The sequence below is a fragment of the Streptomyces sp. NPDC002564 genome, from assembly GCF_042889645.1.
In the GTDB taxonomy this organism is placed as follows: domain Bacteria; phylum Actinomycetota; class Actinomycetes; order Streptomycetales; family Streptomycetaceae; genus Streptomyces.
This window is the reverse complement of record NZ_JBIARE010000021.1, coordinates 24,807-40,779: the sequence shown is the minus strand read 5'-3', so window position 1 is coordinate 40,779 and position 15,973 is coordinate 24,807. Positions and strand designations below refer to the sequence as shown.

Genomic DNA, 15,973 nt, shown 5'->3' with positions numbered 1-15,973 from the left:
GAGACCCGTGACGGACATCGTCGACGAGCTGAAGTGGCGGGGGCTCTTCGCCCTGTCCACCGATGAAGACGCACTGCGCAAGGCGCTCGCGGACGGTCCCGTCACGTTCTATTGCGGCTTCGACCCGACCGCGGCCAGCCTGCACGTCGGGCACCTGGTGCAGGTCCTCACCGTCCGCCGGCTCCAGCAGGCGGGGCACCGCCCGCTGGCGCTGGTGGGCGGGGCCACGGGCCAGATCGGTGACCCGCGGCCGACCGCCGAGCGCACCCTGAACGACCCGGAGACGGTCGCGAACTGGGTGGCCCGGCTGCGCTCGCAGATCGAACCGTTCCTGTCCTTCGAGGGCGAGAACGGCGCGACGATGGTCAACAACCTCGACTGGACCGCGGGCATGTCCGCGATCGAGTTCCTGCGGGACATCGGCAAGCACTTCCGGGTGAACAAGATGCTCACCAAGGACTCCGTGGCGCGCCGCCTGGAGTCCCAGGAGGGCATCTCGTACACGGAGTTCAGCTACCAGCTGCTGCAGGGCATGGACTTCCTGGAGCTCTACCGCAGGTACGGCTGCGTGCTGCAGACCGGCGGCAGCGACCAGTGGGGCAACCTGACGGCGGGCATCGACCTGATCCACCGCCTGGAGCCGGACGCCACGGTGCACGCGCTGGGCACGCCGCTGATGCTCAAGTCGGACGGCACCAAGTTCGGCAAGTCCGAGGGCGGCGCCGTCTGGCTCGACCCGTCGATGACGACGCCGTACGCGTTCTACCAGTTCTGGCTGAACACGGACGACCGGGACATCTCCACGTACCTGCGGATCCTCTCCTTCAAGTCCCGTGCGGAGCTGGAGGAGATCGAGCGGCAGACCGAGGAGCGTCCGCAGGCGCGGGCCGCGCAGCGCGCGCTCGCCGAGGAGCTGACCACGCTGGTGCACGGCGCGGACCAGTGCGCGGCGGTCATCGCCGCGTCCAAGGCGCTCTTCGGCCAGGGCGACCTCGCCGAGCTGGACGAGGCGACGCTGGCCGCGGCGCTCTCCGAGCTGCCGCACATCCGCGTCGCCGAGCTCGGCCAGGTCGTGGACCTGCTCGCCGAGGTCGGCCTGGTGGCGAGCAAGTCCGCCGCCCGGCGCACGGTGAAGGAGGGCGGCGCCTACGTGAACAACGTGAAGGTGGCCGCCGAGGACGCCGTGCCGGAGCGCGCGGAGCTGCTGCACGGGCGGTGGCTGGTGCTGCGCCGCGGCAAGAAGAACCTGGCGGCGGTCGAGGTCACGGCGGGCTGACCGCCGCACCGACGAACGGGAGGGGCCGGTCCGTGCGGACCGGCCCCTCCTGCGTGCTCGTCGCGCGTCTAGGCCGACCGTCTGTTGCCCTTGATCGCCTTGTACGCCATGTCACCGATGGCGACGATGACCAGCGCCGCGACGATCTGCAGGGCGTGGCGCCCCCAGTCGATGCCCTTGGTCTCGTCGATGCCGAACGCCGCGGCGAGCGAGTTGCCCACAATGGCGCCGATGATGCCGAACACCGTGGTCAGCCAGAGGGGACTGTGCTGCTTCCCGGGGAGGATCGCCTTGGCAATCAGCCCCAGCACGAATCCCACGATGATCGCCCACAACCAGCCCATAGCTGCCTCCTCGTACGGCTCCACATGAGCAGTACGGTCAGTTTCGTCCCGTCCGCCATACGGCGCATGTCGGGCACACCCATACGTGGCTCGGCGCAGTGCGGGCACGGAGGTGAGGCCCGCCCCGGTCTCGTGGGCGGCGCAGGCGCGGCGTAACGTTGAGGGGCCGGACCGGGGCAGGTCACCAGGGAGAGTCCGGCGCAGCGGACAGGGCGGTGGAGCGTGATGCGGAAGCAGAGCAGCGGCCAGGTCTTCCGGATCACGGGGGCCCGGCAGGGCCTGGCGGAGGACGTGCGGGGCCGGCAGCGCCGGTATGTGATCTCGATGTCGGTCCGCACCGTGTCGGTGGTGGCCGCGGCCGTGCTGTGGAACGTCGAGCGGCACGTCGCCCTCGTCGCCCTGGTGCTCGGCATCCTCCTGCCGTACGTCTCCGTCGTGATCGCCAATGCCGGGCGGGAGACGCCGAAGTCGCTGCCGTCGACGTTCGTGCCCGCTCCTTCTCGGCCAATGCTCGCGCCGCCCGCCGCGGCCGCCGCCGCGGAATCCGTCCCGGAAGATCCCCTGGGGCCCGCGTACGACCAGCGGCGGGGCACTTCACCCGATCCGGGGTGACCGTCGACGTTGCGCCAAGCTCAAGAAAACCTCAGATCAATCATGTAGTTCCGGTGCCAGCCACCGGGTCCCCCATGACATACTTCGTACGCGCTCCGCATCCCCCGTCGGAGCGACAGACCGACGCCGGGCAGCTCCCCCCGTGGCTGCTCGGCGTCGCCTTGTGATGAGCACGTGTGGACGCGACTGTGAGTGACGAAAACCCGATCTGTTCCGCCAAGGGCTGCCGCGTGGCCGCGGTCTGGGTCCTCGCCTGGAACAACCCCAAGATCCACACGCCGGAGCGGCGCAAGACGTGGCTCGCGTGCGAGGAACACCGTGAGCACCTGTCCCAGTTCCTGGGCGTGCGCGGCATGTTGAAGGACGTCGTGCCGCTGGCCGAGTGGCGGGCCCGCGAGGCCGGCGAAGGCGACGCGGGACCGGCCTGACCCCCGGCTAGCCGCCGATCGCCGACATCGGGCGGTCCGGCTGCAGGAACGACGGGTCGTCCAGGCCCGAGCCCGCCTTCTTGCCCCACATCGCGATCTTCCAGATGCGGGCGATCGCCTCGTCCGAGCCGTCCGTGCTGTCCTCGGGGGCCGCGCGCAGCGCGCCGCGCAGGTCGGTCTCCTCGGTGGCGAACAGGCAGGTGCGCACCTGGCCGTCGGCGGTCAGCCGGGTCCGGTCGCACGCCGAGCAGAACGGGCGGGTGACGGAGGCGATGACCCCGACGCGGTGCGGGCCGCCGTCGACGATCCAGCGCTCGGCGGGGGCCGAGCCGCGCTCCGTGGAGCCCTCCTCGGTGAGCTCGAAGCGGGTGCGCAGGGACTGCAGGATGTCACCCGCGGTGATCATGCCGTCGCGCTTCCAGCCGTGCTGGGCGTCCAGCGGCATCTGCTCGATGAAGCGGAGCTCGTAGTCGTTCTCCACGGCCCAGGCCAGCAGGTCGGGGGCCTCGTCGTCGTTCAGCCCGGGCATCAGGACGGTGTTGACCTTGACCGGGGTGAGCCCGGCGTCGCGGGCCGCTTCGAGGCCTTCCAGGACGTCCTTGTGGCGGTCACGGCGGGTGAGCGTCTTGAAGACGTCGGGGCGGAGCGTGTCCAGCGAGACGTTGACCCGGTCGAGGCCGGCGGCCTTGAGGGCCTTGGCGGTCCGCTTGAGGCCGATGCCGTTGGTCGTCAGGGACATCCGCGGGCGGGGCTCGAGCCGCGCGCAGCGCTCGACGATCCCGACGAGGCCGGGGCGCAGCAGCGGCTCGCCGCCGGTGAAGCGGACCTCGGTGACGCCGAGCTGCGTGACGGCGATGCGCACCAGGCGGACGATCTCGTCGTCGGTGAGCAGGTCCGGCTTGGCCAGCCACTGCAGGCCCTCTTCGGGCATGCAGTACGTACAGCGCAGATTGCAGCGATCGGTCAGTGACACGCGCAGGTCAGTGGCTACACGGCCATAGGTGTCGATGAGCACTGCGGCCCCTCCCCGGCGGTTGGATGCTGATGTTCCGACTGCTTCCGACCTTACGCCAGACCTCTGACAACGCCATGGGCCATTTGACACGAGGAACGCCGCGGCCGCGTCGTAGGACTCTACGACGCGGCCGTGACGTGCGGATGAACAGCGCCTGGTCAGTGGGCTCCGACGCCGGTGAGGGACTTGACCTCCAGCTCGGCGTACTTGCCCTTGTCGGGCTCCTCCTTGGAGAGGACCGAGCCGAGCCAGCCGAGCAGGAAGCCCAGCGGGATGGAGATCAGGCCGGGGTTCTCCAGCGGGAAGAAGTCGAAGTTCGCGTCGGGGAACATCGAGGTGGGCTTGCCGGAGACGACCGGCGAGAACAGCACGAGGCCGACCGCGGCGACAAGCCCGCCGTAGATGGACCAGAGCGCGCCCTGCGTGGTGAACCGCTTCCAGAAGAGGCTGTAGAGGATCGTCGGCAGGTTCGCGGAGGCCGCGACGGCGAAGGCGAGGGCGACCAGGCCCGCCACGTTCAGGTCGCGGGCCAGGGCGCCCAGCGCGATGGAGACGATGCCGATGAAGACGGTCGCCCAGCGGGCCGCCTTCATCTCCTCCTTCTCGGTGGCCTTGCCCTTGCGGATGACGTTCGCGTAGATGTCGTGCGCGAACGAGGACGACGAGGCGAGCGTGAGGCCCGCGACGACGGCGAGGATGGTGGCGAAGGCGACCGCGGAGATCACCGCGAGCAGGAGGGCGCCGCCGGTGGAGTCGCCGCCGCCGCCGATCTCCAGGGCGGCGAGCGGTGCCGCGGTGTTGCCCGCCTTGTTCGAGGCGATGATGTCGCCGGGCTTGAGCAGGGCGGCGGCGCCGAAGCCGAGGACGATCGTCATCAGGTAGAAGGCGCCGATGATGCCGATCGCCCAGTTCACCGACTTACGGGCGGCCTTGGCGGTGGGCACGGTGTAGAAGCGGATCAGGATGTGCGGCAGGCCCGCGGTGCCCAGGACCAGGGCGATGCCCAGCGAGATGAAGTCCAGCTTCGAGGTGCCGCTCGCGCCGTACTTGAGGCCGGGCTCCAGGAACTTCGAGCCGTGGCCGCTGTTGGAGGCGGCGGTGCCGAGCAGGTCCGAGACGTTGAAGTGGAACTTCAGCAGGATCAGGAAGGTGATGAGCACGGTGCCCGCGATGAGCAGGACGGCCTTGACCATCTGCACCCAGGTGGTGCCCTTCATGCCGCCGATGGTGACGTAGACGATCATCAGGACGCCGACCAGGGCGACGATGAGGACCTTGCCCGCGTCGCTGGTGATGCCGAGCAGCAGCGAGACCAGGACGCCGGCGCCGGCCATCTGCGCGAGCAGGTAGAAGATCGACACGACGATGGTGGAGGTGCCCGCGGCGGTGCGCACGGGGCGCTGGCGCATCCGGTACGCGAGGACGTCGCCCATCGTGTAGCGGCCGGAGTTGCGCAGCGGTTCGGCGACCAGGAGGAGTGCCACCAGCCAGGCGACCAGGAAGCCGATGGAGTAGAGGAAGCCGTCGTAGCCGAAGAGGGCGATGGCGCCCGCGATGCCGAGGAAGGACGCGGCGGACATGTAGTCGCCGGAGATCGCCAGGCCGTTCTGGAAGCCGGTGAACTGGCGGCCGCCCGCGTAGAAGTCGGCGGCGTTCTTGGTCTGGCGTCCGGCCCAGACGGTGATGCCGAGGGTCGCGACGACGAAGGCGGCGAAGAGGCTGATGATCAGCGTCCGGTGCTCGGAGGCGTCGGACGCCGCCGCCAGGTCGATCACGGCGGTGTGCGCGGGGCTCATGCGTCGCCCTCCATGCGGGTCTCCATGCGGGACTTGATCGCCTCGGCCTTCGGGTCGAGCTGCGCGGCGGCGTGGCGCGAGTAGAACCAGGCGATGAGGAACGTGGTCAGGAACTGCCCGAGGCCGAGTACCAGGGCGACGTTGATGTTGCCGAAGAGCTTGGTGCCCATGAAGTCGCCCGCGTAGTTGGAGAGCAGGACGTACACGAGGTACCAGGCGATGAAGGCGACGGTGAGCGGAAAGGCGAACGAGCGGTGGGAGCGGCGCAGTTCGCCGAATTCCGCGCTCTGCTGCACCTCGGTGAACTCCTCCGTGGAGGGCGCGTGGGGAGCGGGTTCATTTCCTGCGCCACCCTTCGAAGGGGGCGGTGCGTCGGTGGCCACGGAGTCTCCTCGTGGTGCGGGTGGGGTGGGGACGGACAGTTGTTCCATGTGCGCTGCGGTCTCGCATCCGGAGTGACGCGGATCACGCGAGCCACGGTTGGCGATGCTAAGGCCACGGGACGTGATCCGACAGGGGGTTGATGTTGCTTCCGTTCTCTGCTCAACGGCGCCGGGATGCGTGCGACGTGGCCGAACTCCCCCATTTCTTCGGGAAGTCATTGCTGGCCTGGGAGTTTCAGGGTTAGCTTCACCCTGAACGACCCGTCATGTACCTGCCCGAGCACCAGTCGTGTTCGGGCAGTTCCGTATGCAATTCCGTGTGCGGTTCCGTCTCCGGATGATGTGGAGATCCCATGGCTCATCTGCGTTCCAGACGTCGCGCGGCGCTCACCGTGCCCCTCGGCCTCGCGCTCGCCGCCTCGGTCGGCTTCATGCCCGGCGCCGCCACCGCGGCCTCGAACGAGTCGCCCGCCCCCGTGTCGGCGAAGGCCGCGCAGGACGCCCCCGTCTTCGCGTACGTCGTCAACACCCGTACGGACCGCAAGACGGTCGCGTACGTCAAGAAGGCGATCGCCCGGGCCGGCGGCTCGGTCGTCGTCGCGCACGAGAAGATCGGCGTCATCGTCGTGCACGCGACGGACGCGGACTTCGGCAAGCGAATACGCGAGGTCCGCGGCGTCCAGTCGGCGGGTGCGACCCACACCGCGCCCCTGCGGGCGGCGGGCACCACCGAGGACGGCAGGGCCCAGCGCCTCACGAAGGCCGAGGCGGCGTCCCTGAAGCGGCAGGCCGCCACGGGCGCCGAGCCGCTGGAGGCCGACCAGTGGGACCTGCGGGCGATCGGCGCCGACAAGGCCGCGAAGATCAACCCGGGCAGCAAGAAGGTCACCGTCGCCGTGATCGACACCGGCATCGACGACACCCACCCCGACCTGGCCCCCAACTTCTCGGCGTCGCAGTCCGCGAGCTGTGTCGGCGGCAAGGCGGACACCTCGGCCGGAGCCTGGCGCCCGGCCTCGAAGGACAGCTACCACGGCACGCACGTGGCCGGTGAGATAGCCGCCGCGCGCAACGGCGTCGGCGTGGCGGGCGTGGCGCCCGGCGTGAAGGTCTCGGGCATCAAGGTGGCCGACCCGGTCGACGAGCTGTTCTACCCGGAGAACGTCGTCTGCGCGTTCGTGTTCGCCGCCGACCACGGCGTCGAGATCACCAACAACAGCTACTACGTGGACCCGTGGCTGTACAACTGCCAGGACGACCCGGACCAGAAGGCGATCCTGGACGCGGTCAACCGCGCCCAGCTGTACGCCCAGAAGAAGGGCACGGTCCACGTCGCCTCCGCGGGCAACTCCAACCACGACCTGGACTCCGACGCGATCGTCGACTCCTCGAGCCCGGACGACTCGACCCCGGTCACCCGCACCATCGACCCGCACACGTGCCTCGACGTGCCGACCCAGCTGCCGGGCGTCGTCACCACCAGCGCGACGGGCGTGCGCAACCTGAAGTCGATCTACTCCAGCTACGGCAAGGGCGTCGTCGACATCACCGCGCCGGGCGGCGACAAGTTCCAGATCCCGGCCGACACCCCGTCGAAGAACGGCCGCATCCTGTCGACCATGCCGGGCGGCGAGTACGGCTGGCTGCAGGGCACCTCGATGGCCGCGCCGCACGCCTCCGGCGTCCTGGCGCTGCTCAAGTCCACCCACCCCAAGGCGGGCCCGGCCGAGCTGCAGCGGCTCCTGAAGAAGCAGGCCGACCGGCTGGAGTGCCCGACCGCCTACGACCCCGACGGTGACGGCGACGTCGACGCGGTCTGCCAGAGCGGCGGCAGGAACAACAACGGCTTCTACGGCAGCGGTCTCGTGGACGCGCTCGACGCCGTGAAGAAGAAGTGAAGGGGAGCACGCGCGTGAGCAGGTCCCACCCCACGGCTGCCGCCTTCCCGCGCTCGCGCCGCGCACTGGCGCTGCCGCTCGGCGCCGCGATGGTCTCGGCCGTCGCGTTCCTGCCGGGCACCGCGTCGGCGCGGCCCGCCGCGATCCAGGACGCCCCGGCGTCGGCGGCCGCACCGGGCGCCGCGCAGGACGCCGCCTCGATGAGCTACGTCGTCAACGTCCGGCCCGGCAAGGGCACTTCGGACCGGGTCGAGCGGGCCATCGGCAAGGCCGGCGGCGACGTCGTCATCGCGTACGACAGGATCGGCGTCATCGTCGTGCACGCCGCCGACCCGGACTTCGCGAAGAAGATCCGCAAGGTCAAGGGCGTCGACTCGGCGGGCGCGACCCGCACGGCCCCGCTGTCGGCGCAGGCCGACGACGCGCTGGAGTCGCAGCGGCCGCTGACCGCCGCCGAGGCGAAGGCCGCCGCGGGCCGGGCGGCGGCGGGCCAGGACGAGCTGGAGCCGCTGCAGTGGGACCTGCCCGCCATGAAGGCGGACCAGGCCCACAAGATCTCGCTCGGCAGCCGCAAGGTCACCGTCGGCGTCCTCGACTCGGGCGTCGACGACACGCACCCCGACATCGCGCCGAACTTCGACCGCGCGGCGTCCGCGAGCTGCCTGGGCGGCGTGCCCGTGCAGAAGGGCGACGCGTGGCGGCCGGTGGCCGGCGAGAGCGACCACGGCATGCATGTGGCGGGCACCATCGCCGCGGCGAAGAACGGCACCGGGATCACCGGCGTCGCGCCCGGCGTGAAGGTGGCGAGCCTGAAGGTGGCCGAGCCCGCGACCGGCATGTACTACACGGAGGCCGTGGTCTGCGGCTTCGTGTGGGCGGCCGACCACGGCGTGGACGTCACCAACAGCAGCTACTACACCGACCCGTGGCTGTTCAACTGCACGACCGACGCCGACCAGAAGGCGCTGGTCGACGCGGTCGGACGGGCCTCGCGCTACGCGGAGCGCAAGGGCGCGGTGAACGTCGCCGCGGCGGGCAACGCGCGCACCGACCTCGCCCAGGACGAGATCCTCGACGCGTCGAGCCCCGACGACACCACGCCGGTGCCGCGGACCATCAAGACCAAGGACTGCCTCGACCTCCCGTCGCAGCTGCCGGGTGTCGTGACGGTCTCCGCCACCGGGGCCAAGGGCGTCAAGGCGTCGTACTCGAACTACGGCAAGGGTGTCGTGGACATCGCGGCCCCTGGCGGCGACTCCACGAAGTACCAGACGCCGAACCCGCCGGCCGTGGACGGCAGGATCCTGTCGACGCTGCCGGGCGGCACGTTCGGCTACAAGGCCGGTACGTCGATGGCGTCGCCGCACGCGGCGGGGGTGGCCGCGCTGATCAAGTCGGCGCATCCGCACGCCTCCGCGGCACGCGTCAAGGCGCTGCTGTACCGCCAGGCGGACGCGATGGCCTGCACGGACCCGTACGACATCGACGGTGACGGCAAGGTCGACGCGGTCTGCGAGGGCGGCCGCAACGACAACGGCTTCTACGGCGTCGGCATGGCCGACGCCCTGGACGCCGTACGCAAGTAGCACGGCCCCGCGGTGCGGTGGGCCGGGCGGTCGAGAACCGCCCGGCCCTTCGCGCGCGGCGCAGGAGAGGATCTCGCCCCATGCACGAACACCCCCACCACCACTCCGTGTACACGTACCAGGACGACAAGTTCGTGGTGGCCGACACCCGGGCGTGGGAGGCGTGGCCGCCGCGTCCCCGGGGGAAGCTGGTGGCGCGGTTCACCGGCACCGTGGTGCTCATGCCGTTCTGGACCGTGTTCGCGGTCGCGGTCTTCTGCGCCACCCTCGCCATCGGGCTGCTCACCGAGGTGATCGCCGCGGTGAGCTCCTCGTACGAGAAGGGGTTCGACCGGTTCATGGACCGGGCGCTGGGCCGTGTCACCACGCTGCCGGGCTGGTGCGTGGGCTGGTCCGAGATGCGCCACGAGGGGGACGCCGCGCACTACCGCGCGCGGGTCGACGGGCACCTCGCCCGCTGGACGGCCCGCGCGTCCGCGGAGCGCCGTCCCGGCAAGCCCCTGCCGCCCGTCGAGTGCGAGATACCGCGCCGCGTGTACCGCGGGGTCGGCGGCCACTACGTCGTGCGCGCGGCGGCCGCGCAGGGCTGGGAGCTGCGCCCGTCCGACCCGGACACGTCGATCAGGCTGTGGTGGTCGGCCGCGTCCGCCCCCGGCGGCCCTCCCGCGGGCGCCGCGCACCCGGCGTGACGGCGGGCTCCGGCGTCCGTTCGAAACAGCTTTGCGCCAGTTGTCCCACAGGACTTGCCCGGTCGAGCGACCCCTGGTGAAGATCATGAGGTGAGCCCCGTACGACCGTCCGTCGAGCCCGGGGGCGACGCCCCGGCCGGCATACCGGCCACCGCCCCCGCCCCGCACCGCGCCCCGCGCGCCCGCCCCGCCGCGGGCCGGTCCGCCGCCGTGCTGGTCCTCCTGGCCGCGGCCGCGCTGATCCCGCTGCTCGGCCCGTCGGCGGCCCTGCACGGCACCGGTGAGGCGCAGGCGCCCGGCACGGCCGGGATCACGCTGCTGCGCTCGGTCGTCTTCGCCGCCCTGTGCGTGCCGCTGGGCGAGGTGTTCGCCACCCGGCTGGCCCGCCGGGTGCCGGGGGCACCGCTGGAGCGGGCGCCGCGCCCCTGGGCGGCGTCCGCGGCCTGGGCGGGATGTGCCGCGGCGCTCGGGCTCGCCGCGATCGTGGCGAACGGCAATCTGGTGCCGCAGAGCCTCGCCGACCTGGACCTCGGGCGGCTCTACGACACCCGGGACGGCCGGCTCGCCCTCCTGGAGGTCAACGCGTTCCTGGTGGCCGCGCTGTGCGCACGCTCCCGGCGCCCGGCGGGCGTGGCGCTCCCGCTGTCCGCCGTGGTCGTCGCGGAGGCGCTGCGGGCCCACCCGCCGGTGGAGGACTCCCCCCTGGTCGGCAGCGGTCTGACGCTGGTCCACCTGACGTGCGGGGCGCTGTGGGCGGGCGGCCTGCTGTACGTGCTGCGCATCCTGCGGCGGTGGCGGACGTCCGCCCCGGAGGCGGCCGTCGCGGTCCTGGGGCGCTACGCGCGCGTGGCCGCCGTCCTGTTCGCCGCGATCACGGCGACCGGGGTGTGCAGCACGCTGCGCCGGATGCCGCCGGGCACGGTCCTGGACCAGCTCACCGGGACGGCCTACGGCCGCACCCTGGTCGCCAAGGTGCTGCTCGTGGCCGTCGTCGCGGTGCTCGCGCTGCTGGCCCGCCGCCGGCTGCGCCGCGCGGCGGACGGCATCGCGGCCTGCGCCCCCGCGCGCGCCGAGGTGGTCGCGCTGGGCCTCGTCGTGGTGGTCTCGGCGCTGCTCACCGCGGTGCCGGTGCCGATCCGCTGGTGAGCGGGGCGGGGCCGGGGCCTAGAAGGCGACCTGCACCTTGAGGGCGGTCCGCTCGTCCATCGCCTTGTAGCCCTGCGGCACGTCCTCCAGGCCGACCGTCAGGTCGAAGACCGGCGAGGGGTCGATGGTGCCGTCCAGGACGTCGGGCAGCAGTTCCGGGATGTACGTGCGCACGGGCGCGACGCCGCCGCGCAGGGCGATGTTCCGGTCGAACATGACGCTCAGGTCCAGGCCGGTGCCGCTGCCGTGCGGCACGCCGACGAAGCCGATCGAGCCGCCGTCGCGGGTGACGTCCACGGCCGTGCGCATCGACTGCTCGGTGCCGACCGCCTCGATGACCGCGTGGGCGCCCTGGCCGCGGGTGAGCTCGCGCACCGCGGCGACCGCGGCGTCCCCGCGCTCGGCGACGACGTCCGTGGCGCCGAAGCGCCGCGCGATGTCCGTACGGGCCCGGTGGCGGCCGAGCGCGACGATCCGCTCGGCGCCGAGCCGCCGGGCCGCGAGGACCGCGCACAGGCCGACGGCGCCGTCGCCGACGACCACGACCGTGGCGCCGGGCCGGACGCCCGCGCCGAGCGCCGCGTGGTGGCCGGTGCCCATGACGTCGGAGAGGGTCAGGAGCGCGGACAGCAGCCGCTCGTCCGAGGCGGCCTCGGCGGGCAGCCGCACCAGGGTGCCGTCGGCGAACGGCACCCGGACGGCCTCGCCCTGGCCGCCGTCGTAGCCCACCGAGCCCCAGAAGCCGCCGTGCTCGCAGGACGTGGTGAGGCCCTCCGCGCAGTAGTCGCAGACGCCGTCGGACCACATGAAGGGCGCGACGACGAGGTCGCCGCGCCGCACGTCGCCCACCGCGGAGCCGGTCTCCTCGACGATGCCGAGGAACTCGTGACCGATGCGCTGGCCCGCCTCCCGCTTGGCCTCGCCGCGGTAGGCCCACAGGTCGCTGCCGCAGATGCAGGCGCGCAGGACGCGCACGACCGCGTCGGTGGGGAGCTGGACCACGGGTTCGGGCACGTCCTCCACGCGCATGTCGAACGGGGCGTGGATGGTGGTGGCGCGCATGCGTGGTCCTCGGTGCGGGGTGGGGGAAGCCGGTGCCGACGGTCAGGGCGTGGTGCCGACCGTCTCGCTCTCACCGTACGCCCGCGCCGTCCCGGGACGCGCTCCGGGCACCGCGAGCACCCCGGTGGCCAGCAGGAACTGCGCCGCGATGTAGGTCAGCATGATCGCGAAGTCGGGCCGGGGCAGCTGCGGCCAGTCGGCGACGCCGGTCGCGATGAGGGTGTCCGAGAGCAGGAACAGCGCGCCGCCCGCGGCCGCCCGCGGACCGAGCGTGGTCGCGCCGAACGCCATGGCGGTGAGCAGCAGGCTGTAGCCCGCGACGGGTCCCCGCATGTCGGCCGGCAGGTCGGGCCAGAGCAGCACGACGGTGGCGACGAGCGCGACGGCGTACACGGCCACGAGGGCCGTCCCCCGGGCGCGGGGCGAGCCGCCTCCCGGCGCGTACCTGCGGGTGTCGCCGTACCGCTTGAACAGGACGAGGTAGCAGACGTGACCGGCGGCGAACGAGCCCATCCCAGCGAGGAAGGCGAGCTCGGCGTCGAAGAGCAGGAAGGTGTCGCCGCCCCAGCCGAACAGGAGGGCGGCGATCAGCGGGCGGGGGCCCCGCAGCACGGCGACGTACGCCGCGAGCAGCGGCATCAGGAGCGGCTTGCAGACGGCGTGGCCGGGGCCGAGATCCGCGAGGAGCGCCAGGAGGTCGCCGAGCGCGACGGCCCCGAAGGCGCCGAGCAGCAGCCCCGGCCGGGGTCGCCGCGTCACGCCGCCCGCTCGGGGACGGGGGCGCCGGGGGCGGTGGGGGTGTCCGGGGCGGACGGGGCCTCGGGGACGGTGGCGGTGGCGGTGGCTTCCGCGGCGGAAGGGGTCTGCGGGGCCGTGGCGGTGGCTTCCGCGGCGGCTCGTGCTGCCGCGGCCACCTGGGCCGCTTCGGCCGCCTGAGCCGCCTGGGCCGCCACGAGGGCCTGCGGCTGCCATCCGGGGCCGCCGAAGATCCGTCCGGCCCGCTCGCGCCAACTGGTGGCCGCCTTCAGGTCCCTGGCGATGGCGGCGTACTCGTGGGTCGCCACGCGCAGCGGGTTGAAGGTGTCGATGTTCTTCGTCAGGCCGTACACGGGGCGGTCGGTCTCGGCGACCCAGGAGCCGAACATGCGGTCCCAGATGATCAGGATGCCGCCGAAGTTGCGGTCCAGGTAGCCGCCTTGGGACGCGTGGTGCACGCGGTGGTGCGAGGGCGTGTTGAAGACGTACTCGACGGGGCGGGGCAGTTTCCCGATGCGCTCGGTGTGGATCCAGAACTGGTAGACCAGGTTGGCCGACGAGCAGAACGCGAGCGCCGCCGGGTGGACGCCGCAGGCGATGAGCGGCAGGTAGAACGGCCACACCGTCAGGCTCGTCCAGGGCTGGCGCAGCGCGGTGGTGAGGTTGAACTTGCGGCTGGAGTGGTGCACGACGTGGCAGGCCCACAGGATCCGGATGACGTGGTGGCCCCGGTGCGACCAGTAGTAGAAGAAGTCCTGGGCCAGCAGCATCAGCGGGACCGTCCACCACAGGACGGGCACGCGCAGCGGGGTCAGCGCGTAGACGCCCGAGTAGATCGCGACGATCGGGATCTTCCACAGGAAGTCGAAGGCGAGGCTGCCGAGCCCCATGGTGACGCTGGTGGCGGCGTCCTTGGTCTCGTATCCCGCGGCGTCGTCGTCCGGATGGATCCGGTGGCTCACGATCTCGACGACGGTGAGCAGCACGAAGGCCGGGATGGACCACAGCACGACATCGGGCAGGTTCGGGGACATGCGTGCACCGTAGAACGGCTCTTCGTCCGCGACTAGGGGTTGTTACCGACAAGTATTACCGACGGTACGGGACGAGTTGTTGGTGATCCTCACCAAAGCCGCCCGGCAAACCACGCGATCACGGGCTCACACCCCGGCCGCCCCGAGCAGCGCCCCCGCGCCGTACGTCACCGCCATGGCGAGCGCCCCGCCCCCGACGTTGCGCAGCACGGCGCGGCGCACGTCGGCCGCGCCGAGGCGGGCGCTGCTCCAGCCGGTGAGGGCGAGCGCGGCCAGGACGGAGCCGACGGTGACGCCGAGACGCCAGCCGGCGGGCGGCAGCACGATCGCGAGCAGCGGCAGGAGCGCGCCCACGGTGAACGCCACGAAGCTCGCCCAGGCGGCGTGCCAGGGGTTGGTCAGCTCGTCCGGGTCGATGCCGAGCTCCACGCGCGCGTGGGCGCGCAGCGCATCCCGCTCGGTGAGCTGCTCGGCGGCCTCGCGGGCCACCTCAGGGCTGAGGCCGCGCGCCGCCAGGAGGTCGGCCAGCTCGGCGAGTTCGGCCTCGGGCCGCTCACGCAGCTCGCGCTTCTCCAGGGCCAGCGCGGCCTTCTCCGAGTCGCGCTGCGTGGACACCGAGACGTACTCGCCCGCGGCCATGGACAGCGATCCGGCGAGCAGCCCGGCGAGGCCCGCCGTCAGCAGCGCGCCGCGGTCGTCGGTGGCGCCCGCGACGCCGACGACGAGTCCCGCGGTGGACACGATGCCGTCGTTGGCCCCGAGGACGGCGGCCCGCAGCCAGTTGAGCCGGGCGCCGAGGGCCCCGCCGTGCGCCTCCGCGTGCGTCGTGTCCGCGTGCGTCGTATCCGCGTGCGCCGCGCCACCGGAGGGCCCGTCGGCGCGTCCTGTCGTCCGCTCACTCATCCGGGGAGGATCTCACCGGGGCACGTCCGGCCACCACTGGCACGCCGTCGCCGGAGGAGGGCAGCTCAGCAGTGGCGTACGGGGACCAGCGAGCGGACCTCGTCCGGGGCGACGGTCCTGCGGACCGGCCCGCCGCCGCCCGGCACCCTGATCGTCACGCCCCGGGCGTCGCTCACCACCAGTTCCCCGCAGACGGTGCCCTTCCCCGTGGTCACCAGGACGTGGGACACCCCGGCGGGCGCGCGCCCGGCGGGCTTCCCCCCGCCCGCGTCGACCGGCACGACCCAGCTGACCGCCAGCGCGGCGACGATCGCGCACAGGCCCGCGACCGAGCACCGGCGGGCGGCGACCAGCGCGTCCTGGGTCCGCTCGACCTCGTCGAGGACGGCGGAGAAGAGCTCGTCGCCGCTCAGCCAGGTCTGCCGGCCCAGCTCGCCGTGCGCGGCGCGCACCGCGAGCAGCGCGCCGGACAGGAGCAGGGCGAAGGCGGCCACGAGCAGGCCCGCCGTGGTCCAGCGCCAGAGGTCCGGCATTCCGGCGACGCTCTCGCGCCCCTTGAGCACGAACACGGCGCCGACCAGGCCGGTGAGTCCGGCGAGGCCGTTGCGCCACCCCTCGGCCTGCCGCCGGACGGCGCCGAGCTGGTCGCTCTGGAGCTGCTGGCCGAGCTGCGCGAACCGCTTCTTGGCGAGGTCGGTCACGGGGCGGCACCGCCCTGCGCGGGCGGCACCGGCACGTCCCAGAAGGCACCGCACCCGGAGTCGGGCGACTCGGGCGGGCGCTCGGGGTGCGGGTAGCCGCACTGGCAGACGACGGTGATCGGACCGGCGAGGGGTGCGGGCCGGGTGCGGCGCCGGCCTCCCTTGGCCGGGCCGAGCACCCCGTGGGCGACCCGGAACACGGTGCCGGCCCGGCAGGTCGGGCAGTCGCCGGTCACGGTGTACCAGCGGCCGTCGGCGGACCGCCGCACCACGGTGGAGGCGTCGGGCCGGACTTCCGTCTCCTGGAAGGGGGTCGGCTGGTGATCGGGCATACGGGCCTTCCG

At 72.5% G+C, this 15,973-nt stretch carries 17 protein-coding genes; 7 read left to right on the top strand and 10 right to left on the bottom strand.

Annotated features, from left to right (window positions below):
* Window positions 1–7: 7 nt before the first annotated feature.
* Window positions 8–1,276, top strand: coding sequence for a tyrosine--tRNA ligase (tyrS, locus tag ACFYXE_RS37390; RefSeq protein WP_361171411.1), 1,269 nt, complete (start codon window positions 8–10; stop codon window positions 1,274–1,276).
* Between the two features lie 68 nt (window positions 1,277–1,344).
* On the opposite strand, the gene ACFYXE_RS37385 is transcribed toward tyrS, so the two are convergent.
* A complete protein-coding gene (locus ACFYXE_RS37385) occupies window positions 1,345–1,620 on the bottom strand; it encodes a GlsB/YeaQ/YmgE family stress response membrane protein (RefSeq protein WP_361171408.1) in 276 nt (91 codons plus the stop codon).
* 225 nt (window positions 1,621–1,845) lie between these two features.
* Here ACFYXE_RS37385 and ACFYXE_RS37380 point away from each other — a divergent pair, with 225 nt between their 5' ends.
* Window positions 1,846–2,232, top strand: a complete 387-nt coding sequence (locus ACFYXE_RS37380; protein ID WP_361171405.1) for a DUF3099 domain-containing protein — start codon at window positions 1,846–1,848, stop codon at window positions 2,230–2,232.
* Window positions 2,233–2,420: 188 nt separating this feature from the next.
* The gene (locus tag ACFYXE_RS37375; protein WP_389320728.1) at window positions 2,421–2,660 is read left to right on the top strand and encodes a hypothetical protein; all 240 of its coding nucleotides are present in this window, start codon (window positions 2,421–2,423) and stop codon (window positions 2,658–2,660) included.
* A gap of 7 nt (window positions 2,661–2,667) precedes the next feature.
* Here ACFYXE_RS37375 and moaA read toward each other — a convergent pair whose 3' ends face one another.
* From moaA to ACFYXE_RS37360, 3 genes are all read right to left on the bottom strand, one after another.
* Entirely contained in the window at window positions 2,668–3,675 is a 1,008-nt protein-coding gene (gene moaA / locus ACFYXE_RS37370; protein ID WP_361171399.1) for a GTP 3',8-cyclase MoaA, read from the bottom strand.
* Window positions 3,676–3,833: 158 nt separating this feature from the next.
* Entirely contained in the window at window positions 3,834–5,471 is a 1,638-nt protein-coding gene (locus tag ACFYXE_RS37365) for a cation acetate symporter (protein WP_361171395.1), read from the bottom strand.
* Window positions 5,468–5,854 carry a DUF485 domain-containing protein gene (locus tag ACFYXE_RS37360; protein ID WP_361171392.1) on the bottom strand — a complete coding sequence of 129 codons (387 nt, stop codon included), beginning with the start codon at window positions 5,852–5,854 and terminating at the stop codon, window positions 5,468–5,470. The genes ACFYXE_RS37365 and ACFYXE_RS37360 overlap by 4 nt, the downstream gene beginning before the upstream one ends.
* A gap of 353 nt (window positions 5,855–6,207) precedes the next feature.
* Between ACFYXE_RS37360 and ACFYXE_RS37355 the strand changes: the two genes are divergently transcribed.
* The 4 genes from ACFYXE_RS37355 to ACFYXE_RS37340 all read left to right on the top strand — a co-directional run bounded on the left by ACFYXE_RS37355 (window position 6,208) and on the right by ACFYXE_RS37340 (window position 11,173).
* Window positions 6,208–7,752 carry a S8 family serine peptidase gene (locus ACFYXE_RS37355; protein WP_389320723.1) on the top strand — a complete coding sequence of 515 codons (1,545 nt, stop codon included), beginning with the start codon at window positions 6,208–6,210 and terminating at the stop codon, window positions 7,750–7,752.
* A gap of 89 nt (window positions 7,753–7,841) precedes the next feature.
* Window positions 7,842–9,338 carry a S8 family serine peptidase gene (locus tag ACFYXE_RS37350; protein WP_389320790.1) on the top strand — a complete coding sequence of 499 codons (1,497 nt, stop codon included), beginning with the start codon at window positions 7,842–7,844 and terminating at the stop codon, window positions 9,336–9,338.
* An 80-nt stretch (window positions 9,339–9,418) separates the two neighbouring features.
* Entirely contained in the window at window positions 9,419–10,027 is a 609-nt protein-coding gene (locus ACFYXE_RS37345) for a hypothetical protein (RefSeq protein ID WP_389320720.1), read from the top strand.
* A gap of 141 nt (window positions 10,028–10,168) precedes the next feature.
* Complete coding sequence (locus tag ACFYXE_RS37340; protein ID WP_389320787.1) at window positions 10,169–11,173, top strand: CopD family protein; 1,005 nt, start codon at window positions 10,169–10,171, stop codon at window positions 11,171–11,173.
* A gap of 18 nt (window positions 11,174–11,191) precedes the next feature.
* On the opposite strand, the gene ACFYXE_RS37335 is transcribed toward ACFYXE_RS37340, so the two are convergent.
* From ACFYXE_RS37335 to ACFYXE_RS37310, 6 genes are all read right to left on the bottom strand, one after another.
* Window positions 11,192–12,235, bottom strand: coding sequence for a zinc-dependent alcohol dehydrogenase family protein (locus tag ACFYXE_RS37335; protein ID WP_389320717.1), 1,044 nt, complete (start codon window positions 12,233–12,235; stop codon window positions 11,192–11,194).
* Window positions 12,236–12,277: 42 nt separating this feature from the next.
* Entirely contained in the window at window positions 12,278–12,994 is a 717-nt protein-coding gene (locus ACFYXE_RS37330; protein ID WP_389320713.1) for a lysoplasmalogenase, read from the bottom strand.
* Window positions 12,991–14,025 carry a sterol desaturase family protein gene (locus tag ACFYXE_RS37325; RefSeq protein WP_389320710.1) on the bottom strand — a complete coding sequence of 345 codons (1,035 nt, stop codon included), beginning with the start codon at window positions 14,023–14,025 and terminating at the stop codon, window positions 12,991–12,993. Before ACFYXE_RS37325 ends, ACFYXE_RS37330 begins: the two co-directional genes overlap by 4 nt.
* A gap of 126 nt (window positions 14,026–14,151) precedes the next feature.
* Entirely contained in the window at window positions 14,152–14,928 is a 777-nt protein-coding gene (locus ACFYXE_RS37320) for a VIT family protein (protein ID WP_389320707.1), read from the bottom strand.
* 65 nt (window positions 14,929–14,993) lie between these two features.
* Window positions 14,994–15,629: a hypothetical protein gene (locus ACFYXE_RS37315; RefSeq protein WP_389320704.1), complete on the bottom strand. Its 636-nt coding sequence runs from the start codon at window positions 15,627–15,629 to the stop codon at window positions 14,994–14,996.
* On the bottom strand, window positions 15,626–15,961 hold the full coding sequence (locus tag ACFYXE_RS37310) for a hypothetical protein (protein ID WP_361171371.1): 336 nt from the start codon (window positions 15,959–15,961) through the stop codon (window positions 15,626–15,628). The genes ACFYXE_RS37315 and ACFYXE_RS37310 overlap by 4 nt, the downstream gene beginning before the upstream one ends.
* Window positions 15,962–15,973 lie beyond the last annotated feature (12 nt).